Origin of the sequence: Halorientalis regularis, assembly GCF_023698535.1 — an archaeon.
Lineage (GTDB): Archaea > Halobacteriota > Halobacteria > Halobacteriales > Haloarculaceae > Halorientalis > Halorientalis regularis.
In genome coordinates this window covers 20,036-32,805 of the sequence record NZ_JALJCL010000009.1, presented here as the reverse complement: position 1 = coordinate 32,805, position 12,770 = coordinate 20,036, and the positions used below count along the sequence as shown (strand labels likewise).

Below are 12,770 nucleotides of genomic sequence, written 5' to 3'. Positions count from 1 at the left end.
AAAGAAGCCCTCCAAATATCAATTCAAATATACCGGCCGGAAGTAACTGTGAGTAGCCTAATAATGGGTTAGTGAGGATTATTATACCGATGAGTAGAACAAATAGAGACAGAATATATTTTACGGTCTACTGATAGTTCATCCTAGCAAACCTGTCGTATCTGACTTGACTAATGTCTTGATGTACTGTACTGAGCGTTTCAAACCAATTGAGACAGCTGTTCTACAGAATTGGGCAGAGGCGTCGATGGTCCCCAACGCCCTGCCCACATTACCCTTTGCACAGACCATTAAAATGGTACTGCTCATCAAATTGTCCCCATAACTTCAAGATGATGTTACATTTGTATGGCAAAAACATGGCTAACTCAAATTTAGCTGGATACCGACCTTGGCATACAACAACCGCAGGCAAAAATCACCTGTCAGGCGTGGCAGACGTACTGTGTGCCACTATGTGCTGGTCCCAGCTCCACTGCCGGTCAAGCTGAGATGGGAGTCGGGGAAGGGATGGTATGGTACGACGACCCTGCCCCGGAAACTAGTATTAAGACTGGCGTTATAAACGTTTGTGCATAGACGCGGGTAGTGTTCAGACTCAGCACCTCACAAAGCTGGTTAGTTAGAACGTCTGCTTGCTGATGGTGTGTCTAGGACCAAGCAAGCAGACAGTGAAATCCACGAAAACCAGCTTCTTAACTTTCTCGTCAACACGCTTGACGAGGAAGTTTCTCTCGGCCTTGCGAACAACGCTGAAATCAATGCTGAGGACATCTATGAGGTCCTCGTCGGCGCGTGCGCCGACGGGACCTCGGTCTCTACGCTCTGTGGCTCCAGCGAGGATTCACCGCCTGCGAACACGATTCTCTACCATCTGCGGACGAAGTTCGAGCCGGAACGGCTCGAACGAGTCGCTAACACGCTTCTTCGACGAGACATCGTCGAACTGCTCCCCGAGCAGGTGGAGGTCTGCGCAGACCTCCACCTGCGGCCCTACTACGGTGACGAAGACGACACAGACGGCCTCTACCACTCGGAAGCGAAGCGGGGAACCACCGCGTTCCACGCTTACGCGACACTCTACGCGCGTGTGAAGAACAAACGCTACACGCTGGCGGTGCGCCGTCTCGAAGACGGCGACACCGCCAGCAGTGTCCTCGCCGAGTTTTTTTTGGAATACTCGATGGCCTTGACACCGAGGTCAAGGCCGTCTACCTCGATCGCGGATTCTACGACAGCAAGTGTCTCACGCTGCTTCAGGCGCACAACTACGCCTACGTGGTCCCGATCATCCGGTGGGGTGGGGCGATTCAGCAGGAACTCTCGGAAGGCTGGAGCCGCGTCATTCAACACGACTTGACAGGGAAACTCGACGGTCATAGCTGGACCGTCGAGTTTCCCGTCCACATCGACTGTACGTACCTGAATGGACGGTATGACGAGAACGGCGTGGCGCGTCACGGCTACGCCGCTGACGCGCCGTTCATCGAGACTCCACGCGACGCTCGATACCACTACTCGAAACGCTTCGGTATCGAGTCGAGCTATCGCTTGTCCGAGCAAGCGATAGCGACGACAACGACACGAGACGCAACGGTGAGACTGCTGTACGTCGTGGTGAGTTTGCTGTTGCAGAACGCGTGGCGGCATCTGCACTACGAATACGTGGCGACGCCCCGCTGGGGCGGGCGTCGCCTCTGGTGGTGGCCGTACAAGGGGTTCGTGAATATGATTCGGCGGGCTGTGTGGACGGCCCTCGCGGTGCGTCGGGCCGTCCCCGCGAACCGGCCACCTGACGACCGGTTCTACCGGTAGCCACTGACCGATCGAGCGTCTTCGGAAGTGGCAACGCTGTCGCGTCGGCGGCTGATCGCCGCCGACAGCGACAGCTCCGCCATCAGTCAGTGTTGTTCAACCGCTATCGACGACTCATCACGACAGAATATGTGGCTCAGGTCAGGCTAACCGACGATGCTTTGTGAGGTACTGAGACTAGCTGATTCCATGCGAAGGCGAACGATTGGAGCCAGTCGTCAACTGTGTCTCGCTCGGCGTTGCTGAAACAATTTGAGAACGAAAAGGTACGGCGTTTTACCTCACGAAAGATACGTTCGACACTGTTCCGATTTCCGTCGCGTTCGTATCTGAAATCGAGGCCGTGTCGTTGGCGGTCGTTTTTTCGGCGCTGCATACTTGACGAAAAACAACGTCTCGTAAACACGGTGTGTCTCACGGAGTGCGATAGTATAGATGGGCATGTCAGGCACCACATAAAGAAACTGTCAGATATACGCTGCCACGATTAGTGATTACAACACCAATTCCAACTTGTTCTGCATTCTTGTATAATAACTTCCGACGATCCTGGTTCGAATTTGTCCATGTATTTAATGCAGTTTCTGCCACTGTAGACGGATCTCCATTATATCCTGCTTCAACGTTTTCGTATGGTGGTACTCTAACTGGGGTGGCCACCAGTTCTAACTTCCCGATAGAAGGATCAATAGTTGAATAACCACTGTTGGATGGAAATGAACACCTCTTATTTAGCCCAGCCTCGCTATAGCGATCAGAACTGGTACTTCCGCGCAAAGAGATTCTAGCAACACCGACTGTAGCCATATCTTGGCTATGGTTTGTCGCTATTTGTCTGAGCCGATTTGTTGGTGGTCCTGTATTATCTAACGGGCTACGACCATGTTGAATCCGATAACTGTTAATCGTATTTAGTAGGACATCCTGTAATTGACGGTTGGGTGATTGTGGTGATGTCGTCTGCGTGTTTTCATATGGTGTCTGGTTTGGACCTGAAATGGGGGTCGGTGTTGGATTGTCTGGTGGATTTTTTTTGTCTGGTTGGAAACCGGAGAATCAGTTCCGTTACTGAACTGAATCCCAATTAGAATTCCAACGCTCATTGAAGCTAAAATGAGCATTCCCAGAACAAGTAAGACACTTCTTGTCATGTTGTAACATCAATATTGGATCCGTATCAAGTTTTCTTCCAACCATCCCTACAGGCGGGACAAGCCGAGCGGCTCACGGGTAGCGGCCATACCCTCTGATTAAACGTGTTTCGTGCGCTCTGTATGGTGTCGGTTGAGATCTTGTCTGTCGTTTCCACACAGTCTGATTTCTCCTAAAATTCGGGACACCATAGATATCCGCTGTCCTGGACATCCACGTATCAGTACATGGGCCCATACACAAGTCGCCCGTTGAGTGCCCGGCTGTGATTACATAGCCCTGCATCCGTGAGTAGTAATAAGCCGGGCATGACATAGCAAACTAGAGCACTCTCTTAACCCGCCACACAAGGCTTATTACAGTAAACAAGTAACGAATCGGTGCATGAAACGCTACGCTCAGCGAATTTTTTGGTTCACTCTTACTATATTTTTGTTAACTACGTTAGTGTGGACCGGCACAGCTGTTGCCGAGACTAACTCCGATGGCAGAAGTGACAAATTTCATACCTGCAATTATAATAATTCAAACATCAGGGTCGGAAGGGCACCAGCACAATTCTCAAATCCGGCAAAACTGGTAAACAAAATTCAATATAGTGATTTCAACCACGTCGCGAGTGAAGACTGGTTGTCCATTCAATTTCCAAAATCGAGTAACACAAGTTGCTTGTATAACAGATCTGTTGGTAGTAACATAGCATATGCCTCCCCAGCAACCCCTGGCGCAAATACGACCCACACGGTCGTCCCCGAGCTTAATAAATCAATTACTGAAATACAACAAATTTCGATTAAATATGAGATCCGGCCTCATTTAAATAATATATTGTATAAAAATAATATAACACTGTTCGGTGTTGATGAGAATCAGGATGGATTCATTGAGAAATCATTGAATGATTCTATTGAATATGTATCTGCGCCTGATTCAAACACTATCCAATTCTCGATAGACGGAAACGCAACTATCCCCTCTGATAGCTATCTTGTTGTTCGGTATGAAGGTATATCTAATCCTGAATATCCTGATACTCATACGGTAAACACGACGATAGTAGGGAACCGGACAGAAACTGATCGTGGGGAAATAAAATATAGTACAAATCTAACTGGACTACTCGGACATGGGACTGAACTATCGATTAGTAGAGATGCCTCTCGCTTAGTAACTTTGCGCCCCTCTAAGACTGCGATTACTAACGACTCTGTGTATCTCTTCCTTCCCACCCAACCCAATATTGACCGAAGGAATACATATTCACTAACTGTCGGTGATGAACAACGATCTAATGCGTCTACTCTCAGCCACTCCCAGGGTGCTGTGACGAGCTTTACCGTATTCGGAAGGTTTGCTTATGTATTCTCAAATCCAAAAATAAAAAATGACACAATTAGAATACAAGGGTATACAAATGTTGCACCTGGCTCCATAATCGCTGTGCAGGTATATGATATGGGTAGGCTTCGAGAAAAAACAGTAACTGTGGACGGACCACAGTCTCTATCAGTCAACATAACGCTGCCAAATGAATTATTGAAATCAGATGTACTGTTTATAAATGTTCTTGATTACAACCGGAACCGACTGGGTCGGAGCGTATACACCAGACGTCAATTACCTACAGGCTTATCTCGTGAAAATCGATAACATACCTGATTTGGTGGACAGTTGGGGTATATCAGGAGCTATCCGTCTCTGAACCTCTTCGCTAGAAGTGCGGTCATCTAACGCTTGATCCGGTCGGTATCGGTTGTAGTCGTGGTTGAACCCTCTAGCCCTATTTTGCACTTAATACAATACCACGTCAGAACGAGTGGAATCGGTCGATCCCCCTGGCGACGGTCTAGAATCTTACAGGCTATGTGACTGTCCGGATCGAGGAGTCGGTTCGTCTCGACATTGCCGACGCGACTGGTAAGCAACTCTCCGATGGTGCTGCTGGAAGTATCTCGATAACAGTCACAAATGGTGGGACGGAAGTCGCCCGGAACACTGAACTCAGCATGGTCGAGTCTCCACATTTTACAGGCGGTTGAGGCGAATGCCCCGAGGCTTGACCCCGAGGTTGAAGCCGACAACCTGTGATACAAACCATTAAGTGAACACGTCTCTAATCAAGAGAAAGCGATGGAGTACGGTCACCGCTACCCCGCATACCCGACACAAGAGGTAGCCGGTGAACTGGAACGTCACATCGACATTCATCGCCAAGCGTACAACTACACCCGGTACGAGTACGAAAACGTGGACGCCGACAACATCGGCTCCACGTACAAACACCACTACCGACTTCCCGACTGGAAAGACCAGTTCGTCTCCTCGGAAGTCAACTCGAAGGCCCTGCAACGAACCGTCACGCGGTTCTACGACAACCTTGACGGACTCTCCGAGCAGAAACAGAACGGGCGTAAGGTCGGCAAACTCAGGTGAAAGTCACTAAGGGAGTTCCAGAGTATGACGTTTTCGCAGTCTGGCTTCGAACTCAAAAACACGAGTGGCCGACGTGCAACGCTCTGGCTCTCCAAAATCGGTGACATCCCCATCCGCTACCACCGCGACATCCCAGACGAAGCCGACATCAAGGAAGTCACGGTCAAGAAGGAGGCGACCGGCAAGTGGTTCGTCTCCTTCGCCCTCGAAACCGACGACGCCAGCCTCCCCGAGAAACCCGACGTTGACTCGCTGGACGCGAGCAATAGCGTTGGCGTTGACCTCGGCATCCTGAACTATATCCACACTTCCGACGGCCATACTGTGGATTGGCTCGACCCCGAAGACGAGTACGAACGACTCCAACGAGAACAACGCATGTTGTCGCGGAAGGAAGAAGGGTCGAACAACTACGAGAAACAGCGTCGAGAAGTGGCGAAGGTGAAGCGCCACATCCGTCGGAAGGTGCTGGATTACCAGCACAAGATTACGACGTGGCTCGTCCGCGAGTACGACGCCGTATTCGTCAAGGAATTGAACGTAAAGGGGATGCTTGAACAGTCGCACAACGCTCGAAGCAAGCAGGACGCGGCGTGGCGACAATTCATCATACTCCTTGAATACAAGGCCGACCTGTACGGCTGTCACGTCAAGCAGGTTGAACCCGAAGGGACAACCAAAGAGTGTGCGTCGTGCGGTGTGGAGACGGCGAAGCCCATCTGGGTTCGGGAACATTCTTGCCCGGCGTGTGGGTTTGAGTGTGACCGTGACGCGAATGCGGCGATGAATGTCCTGCAACGCGGTTTTTCTGAATTAGGGCTGGGATGGCCCGAAGACACGTCTGTGGAGACTGCGCTCCCTACGGACACCACTACGGTGTCTGCAAAGCGCGTCATCGAAGCAGGAAGCCTCAGGGCTTGACCCCGAGGCTATTCACGCCCCAAAACAACGGGGTCGCACTGGGCCGTTTTGCTCGAGGCGAGACGACAACAGCGACATTCCAGACAAAGGTTACGGGTGCCGAACTCTTATGTCGTTGACTTCAGACTGCGTCACGAAGACGAGAACGACAATCCGCGACAGTTGATAAATCGCATGAATGACATTACGGTCACTGCTGGCCCTCAATTTGATCCTATGATATCAACGTCAGCACTGCAGGTAAACTCAGTACCTCACAAAGCCGGTTAGTTGAGAGGTCTGCTTGCTGCGAATGTGCCTAGCAAACAGCAGCAAGCAGACAGTAAAATCCACGAGGACCAACTCCTTAACTTCCTCGTCAACCGGCTTGACGAGGAAGTTTCTCTCGGGCTTGCGAACAACGCTGAACTCAACGCTGAGGACATCTACGAGGTCCTCGTCGGCGCGACTGCCGACGGGACCTCGATCTCTACGCTTTGCAACTCCAGCGAAGACTCACCATCAGCAAACGCGATCCTCTACCATCTGCGGACGAAGTTCGAGCCGGAACGGCTCGAACGAGTCGCTAACGCCCTTCTTCGACGAGACATCGTCGAACTACTCCCCGAGCAGGTGGAGGTCTGCGCAGACCTCCACCTGCGACCCTACTACGGTGATGAAGACGACACAGACGGCCTCTATCATTCCGAGGCCAAGCGCGGAACTACTGCGTTCCACGCCTACGCCACGCTCTACGCACGCGTGAAGAACAAACGGTACACGCTGGCGGTGCGCCGTCTCGAGGACGGCGACACCGCCAGCAGCGTCCTTGCCGAGTTCTTCGGAGTGCTCGACGGCCTTGAGGTGGAGGTCAAGGCCGTCTACCTTGATCGCGGCTTCTTCGACAGCAAGTGTCTCACACTACTACAGGCACACAACTACGCCTACGTAATGCCGATCATTCGGTGGGGTGAGACGATTCAGCAGGAACTCTCGGAAGGATGGAGCCGCGTCATTCAACATGACCTGACAGGGAAACTCGACGGTCACAGCCGTGACCGTCGAGTTTCCCGTCTACATCGACTGTATATACCTGAATGGACGGTATGATGAGAACGGTGTGGCGCGTCACGGCTACGCCGCTGACGCGCCGTTCGTCGAAACACCACGCCAGGCCCGATACCACTACAGCAAACGCTTCGGTATCGAGTCAAGCTATCGCTTGTCCGAGCAGCGATAGCGACGACAACGACGCGTGATGCGACGGTGAGACTGCTGTACGTCGTGGTGAGTCTGCTGTTGCAGAACGCGTGGCGGTATATCCATTACGAATACGTGGCGACGCCCCGCCGAGGCGGGCGTCGCCTCTGGTGGTGGCTGTACAAGGAGTTCGTGAATATGGTTCGACGGGCTGCGTGGACGGCCCTCGCGGTGCGTCGGGCCGTCCCCGCGAACCGGCCACCTGACGACCGGTTTCACCGCTAGTCACCGACCGAGGACGCCGCTTCGTGAGTGGCAACGCTGTCGCGTCGGCGGCTGGTCGCCGCCGACAGCGACAGCTCCGCCCTCGATCAACGTTCTTCGACCGCTATCGACGACTCATCCAAACAGAAGAGGTGACTCAGCTCAGGTTAACTGCCGATGCTTTGTGAGGTACTGAAACTCGACTGGAGTCGTTGAATTGTCAGTAACGAATACGAGCAGTCAACCAGCGGCAAATGCTCGGCCCCATCTACACTCGATGGAACCATTCGTGTTGCTTTCGAATGGTTTGAGCCTCAGGACGCTTGAACCGGGCGAGTCCTCGACTGTGTGGTTCAAATTTGAAGTACCAGATCGAAGACGCCACTGTTCAGGTTCGTGACACTACGGCCAACAACCGACGGCTGCCGTCGTGAGCGGTCGCCCCACGAGGAAATCGACATATACGCAGTTGAAACCGGTGCCGATCCAATAGTAATAGACCCACGGCCGTGCTGGTCTTCAACGACACCTCTTGGGAGCGTCACAGAACGGACGCTACGTACAATGGATCTCCAAGTGCTGGCTGTTCATATTTCTGATTGATACAAACGGCCATCAGATACGCTGAACAATTTTCTTGCTACCGGGTCGTTGTTTGCGACGTCGATCTCCTGTAAGAGTTAAACAGAAGGGCGCATTGGTTTAGCACTGATGGTTGAATGTTCGGACTGGCGGACACCGTATATTGCTGGGCTTGTTGACAATCACGCTGGCATTGTGATTACGGTAGCGAAGAGGTCAGACAGTCGCATCGGCTTTGGGATCCAAACACAATGTCGAATCAAGCTTTCTGCAAAAGAGAGTCTCGACTTATTAACTAGCTTTTGTGAGGATCACGATATCGCATATCGTGTCGACTCTGACCGGGAGACAACCTATGATTCGTATCAGCTTATTGTTAGCCGTAGAGATAGTCTTCAGACCTTTCTTCAATTTGTCGTTCCGTATCTCGTCGTCCGAGATGATGCAGTTGATCTCCTCTGTGAGACTATTATTCCCCGTCTCAACGACGGGGATCATCGTGAAAAACAATCGTTCCTCTCTTTGATGGAAGACATTGAGACATTCCGGGAACGGGTTGGGCGCGCTAATCGAGCAAAATACGATCTAGAATTCTTCCAAAAGGAATGGGGTGACATTTCCTAATATTCTTATCTGGCTATTTTCAAAATGGAATGCACTCAGGGCGACCACAAATGAATGGTAAGATAGAGTTCTATGATCGATAATAATAATAAGTTTAGCGACACTAAACAGGAGATCATGCAGGCAACGTATGATGCAATCCAGCAGCATGGATATGCAGGACTCACGATACAATCAATAGCCGATAACTTTGGTAAATCGAAGGCAGTATTGCATTACCATTATGACACGAAGGAAGATCTTCTCGCAGCATTTTTGAATTATCTTCTCTCTGAATTTAGAGAGACGATTCAGATCGACGAAGATTCATCTCCAGAGCAACAATTGTTGGATCTTGTAGATGTGCTATTATATGGGCCCGATGATTCTTCTAGCGAAGAGATTTTCCAGATGCAGACCGCTCTGCTGGAAATCCAGTCTCAATCTCCACACAAGCAATTATACCGCGATCAGTTCACTCAAATCTATCGCTGGTTGGGGAATCTGTTCGTCGAGATCATCAATAATGGAATAGCAGAGAATGTATTCCGAGACGTAAATACTCATCTGACAGCACAACACCTCCTGTTGATAATTGTTGGTGGAATACTGAATAGACACACTACAAACTCAGAGATGAACCCCGACCAGATTCGAGAAATCGTGACAACCCAGTTCCTACCCTGTCTCAAAAAATGACTTCAAGTCTGCAAATATACGGTATCACTGGTAGTTCTCTTCAATTCCTAAGCAACCGCGACCGAATATACTCCTTTATTTCGTGTTCAATACTGGCAGCGTCTCCACTCTCGTGAGTTGTGACTGATAACACGATCTGTCCCAGAATTGTCGAATAGAGGTACGATGCGACTGTCTCTGGATCAACCGTACAGTATCGATCGTTTTCGATTCCCAACTCAATGAGTGTCGAAAAGTGGCTTTTATACACCGAATCTATCCGCTCAAACTCCTCCTGAAAGCGAACGTTCTGCTGTGTATTCGCCCGCAGTACAGCAATGGTAACCAGTCCGTTTCTATCCACTTTTTTATTTGGGAGATTCAACAAACCATCAATCTGTGAGAGTAATTGCTCATGTGGGTCTGCATCTGTAACGGGTTCTTTTGGCTCAAGCCATTGCAGCAGATGTCGGAGCAGATCGAAGAGAAGATGCTCTTTCCCGTCATAATATGTGTATATAATGGATGTGCTTCTCGGTAATTTCTCGCCAATTTGTTGCATGGTGAGATCAGCATAGCCATGTTCTAACAACGCTCGATAGGCCGATTCTATAATGAGTCCTTTTGTCCCGGTCGATTTAATCTCGAATGGAATGTCGTCATTCATATCGGACTCACCTCTCGTGCCTCATCCCACATCACTAATGTTGTGGGCAGAATGACGACCGAAGCGACAAACGAGTACAGGACACTCAAGGCAATGAGAAGGCCGAATTGCCCGAGAATTGGTGTAATTGCGAGTACGAGTACACCAGTACCCGTAGTTGTTGTGAGCATACTTCCAGCTAGCGCTCCCCCAGTCCCGCTTACTGCAATTGAGAGGGCCTCAAAGAGAGTTGTCGATTCTCGGAACTCCTCAGAGAATCGATGGACGAGGTGTGCTGAGTAGTCAATACCCAGTCCGATACCGATTGACAGTGTCGTTCCAGTTAGCACGTTGAATGGAATATCGAGGTACCGCATTGTAGCTGCCAGTGCTGCAATAGTGACAAGAATCGGCACTAGATTTGCAATCCCGAGGCTAGGCCGCTGTTCTATGATCCAATAGGCGATTACGAGGAAGACAGCCGAAGCGAGTATCGCCAGCGCCAAGCTGATATACGCGGATTCAGCAATGACATCTGAGACTGCCTTCAGAACAACCACGCTGCCAGTTGCTGTTGCTTCAAACCGCATATCGTTTGCTAGCTCTCGTGTATCCGCGGTGACTTCTGCCTGTGACGCATCGGATTTGACTGAATACACGATCCGGGCTTTCGAGTAATCATCTGTCAGATACGAACGAGCTTCGTCTCCATACGGTGATGCATAGAGTTCGTCGTAGATCGCTGGCAAATTCTTGTCCGGGATTCCATTGTTATCAATGTCGTTCGCCTGAACGAGTTGTCGGAATTTCGGCGACTGTCGTTCGTACTGGTTAATGACACCCAGAATGCTTGTGGCGCTGGCGCGTCGGCCATTACTCACGAAGGAATCCGGTGGGTTTTGGTTTGCTTTGTATATGGATTCTAATGCGTAGTCTCGCTGCATCGGACCTTCCATATATATTGTGACAGAATCCGATTCACTGCTCTCGAAGTTCTCTTCCAAGAAGTTTATTGTATCTGTCACAGTGTACTCGCCAGGTGCGAGTGATGCTGGTAACTCCTCGAAGTATTCGGGATTCTCTTCTGGTGGTAGGAAGTCTTCCGTGGTGAAGCGGGTATCGACGCCTGTTCCGTAGGCACCCATCACGGCTGTCGAGAGCAACACAATAACGAAGAACGTATGTGGGGTTCGCCGAGCAATACCCACACCAACAGTCAAGACACGTCCGACGGCCGAATCTTCAGACCCGATCGGTGCGATACTGAATGTCGGCAGGTTGTATTTCTCGCGTTTGCGGTCGATAAAGTGTTTCAGCGACGGCAGGAAAATACCAAAGATCAAGAATGTAAAGACGATACCAACCGCAGCGACCAGTCCAAAATCACGGATCGGGGCGAGATCGCTCGCACCATTGGCAGCGAATCCGAGGACCGTCGTCCCGGTTACGATGAAGAAAGCCGGGAGAAGCTGGTCAGTCGTCAAGCGCATGGATGTCGAGACTTCTGTTCCCTGAACGCGTTCTTCGCGGTAGCGATTGACGGCATGGATTCCAAAGTCAATACCCACTGCAAGCAAAAGCGGTGGAACGGCGATCAACATCTGAGTAAATGGGATTCCTGCCCAGCCCATGAACCCAAATGTCCACAGTATCGTCATTCCAAGACATATCAATCCGATCAACAGATCAAATGGGTCGCGATAGGAGACGATCAGGAAAAACAGAATGAGAATTACAGCGGCAGGAATTACGAGAATCAGTGAGTCACTGATGACACTCTGCAGTTCGGCAGAAATCAACCCACTGCCAAAGACCGTAATATCAGCGCCTGTTGATCCAACAATGAATACAGCCTCTTGCTGAATCGGTGTTAGTGGTGATGTTCCCTGTGTACCTGCAGAATCAGAAGTCCCCCCAACGCGGTGACTAACGGTCGCAATAGTTGCTGATGCGGAGGGTTCTCGTCGATTGAGATCCTTACTAAGCAATCCAGCGATACTCGGCCGCTCTTCGAGTGTCTGCTGGGCTGCTTGTTTCACCACTGATGCCGGAGCAGATTCAACTGCGTCGATTTGAGCAGATAACGTTGTGGCGTTTGGATCAACGGTTAGCGCAACTGACTGTGCAACACTGTTCGTTCCGACAACGTCCTGAGAGTCATCTTCTTTGAGCCGGTGCTGGGCCCGTAGCATTTCGAGAATAGAGGACTTCGAGAGGACATTGCTACTCCTATGTATGAGGGTTGTACTCCCAGTCCCACGTTCGAAGGGCTGCCGCTCAAAATTATCATTCACGTTATCGAATGCTTCTTGTGCTGGAACATTCTCCGTGAATTGTGACGTTCCCGAATCAGTAGCCGTCATCCCGAGGCCTCCCGAGAGCAGCAGCGTCACAATCAGGAAGATACCAACGACTGTGGTATCGCGATTGACGATCCAGTCGTCGATTATTTCAATATATTTCTGATAATCAATCATATATTCTATGATGGAGTTTA

Annotated in this window: 5 protein-coding genes and 4 pseudogenes; 5 read left to right on the top strand and 4 right to left on the bottom strand. The window is 50.5% G+C overall.

Features of this window, described 5'->3' with window-relative positions; translation table 11 throughout:
* Positions 1–646: 646 nt before the first annotated feature.
* A pseudogene (locus MU521_RS12650) lies at positions 647–1,815 on the top strand (ISH3 family transposase).
* 136 nt (positions 1,816–1,951) lie between these two features.
* On the opposite strand, the pseudogene MU521_RS12645 reads toward MU521_RS12650, so the two are convergent.
* Positions 1,952–2,164: pseudogene (locus MU521_RS12645) on the bottom strand (hypothetical protein); the annotation flags it as partial.
* A 95-nt stretch (positions 2,165–2,259) separates the two neighbouring features.
* Positions 2,260–2,721 carry a CAP domain-containing protein gene (locus MU521_RS21830; protein ID WP_432613034.1) on the bottom strand — a complete coding sequence of 154 codons (462 nt, stop codon included), beginning with the start codon at positions 2,719–2,721 and terminating at the stop codon, positions 2,260–2,262.
* A 630-nt stretch (positions 2,722–3,351) separates the two neighbouring features.
* Between MU521_RS21830 and MU521_RS12640 the strand changes: the two genes are divergently transcribed.
* From MU521_RS12640 to MU521_RS12620, 4 genes and pseudogenes are all read left to right on the top strand, one after another.
* Positions 3,352–4,617 (top strand): hypothetical protein, encoded by a 1,266-nt coding sequence (locus MU521_RS12640; protein ID WP_139171087.1) that lies wholly within the window; start codon positions 3,352–3,354, stop codon positions 4,615–4,617.
* Between the two features lie 480 nt (positions 4,618–5,097).
* A pseudogene (locus MU521_RS12630) lies at positions 5,098–6,321 on the top strand (RNA-guided endonuclease InsQ/TnpB family protein).
* A 294-nt stretch (positions 6,322–6,615) separates the two neighbouring features.
* A pseudogene (locus tag MU521_RS12625) lies at positions 6,616–7,785 on the top strand (ISH3 family transposase).
* A 1,257-nt stretch (positions 7,786–9,042) separates the two neighbouring features.
* Positions 9,043–9,648: a TetR/AcrR family transcriptional regulator gene (locus MU521_RS12620; protein ID WP_092691385.1), complete on the top strand. Its 606-nt coding sequence runs from the start codon at positions 9,043–9,045 to the stop codon at positions 9,646–9,648.
* Between the two features lie 40 nt (positions 9,649–9,688).
* Here MU521_RS12620 and MU521_RS12615 read toward each other — a convergent pair whose 3' ends face one another.
* Positions 9,689–10,294: a TetR/AcrR family transcriptional regulator gene (locus MU521_RS12615; RefSeq protein WP_092691388.1), complete on the bottom strand. Its 606-nt coding sequence runs from the start codon at positions 10,292–10,294 to the stop codon at positions 9,689–9,691.
* A complete protein-coding gene (locus tag MU521_RS12610) occupies positions 10,291–12,750 on the bottom strand; it encodes an efflux RND transporter permease subunit (RefSeq protein WP_092691390.1) in 2,460 nt (819 codons plus the stop codon). The genes MU521_RS12615 and MU521_RS12610 overlap by 4 nt, the downstream gene beginning before the upstream one ends.
* Between the last annotated feature and the right edge of the window lie 20 nt (positions 12,751–12,770).

What these genes read in the sequence shown, in the direction of transcription:
- MU521_RS12640 (WP_139171087.1), top strand. Translation starts at nt 3,352, where the DNA reads ATGAAACGCTACGCTCAGCGAATTTTTTGGTTCACTCTTACTATATTT.
- MU521_RS12620 (WP_092691385.1), top strand. Translation starts at nt 9,043, where the DNA reads ATGATCGATAATAATAATAAGTTTAGCGACACTAAACAGGAGATCATG.
- MU521_RS12615 (WP_092691388.1), bottom strand. Translation starts at nt 10,294, where the DNA reads ATGAATGACGACATTCCATTCGAGATTAAATCGACCGGGACAAAAGGA.
- MU521_RS12610 (WP_092691390.1), bottom strand. Translation starts at nt 12,750, where the DNA reads ATGATTGATTATCAGAAATATATTGAAATAATCGACGACTGGATCGTC.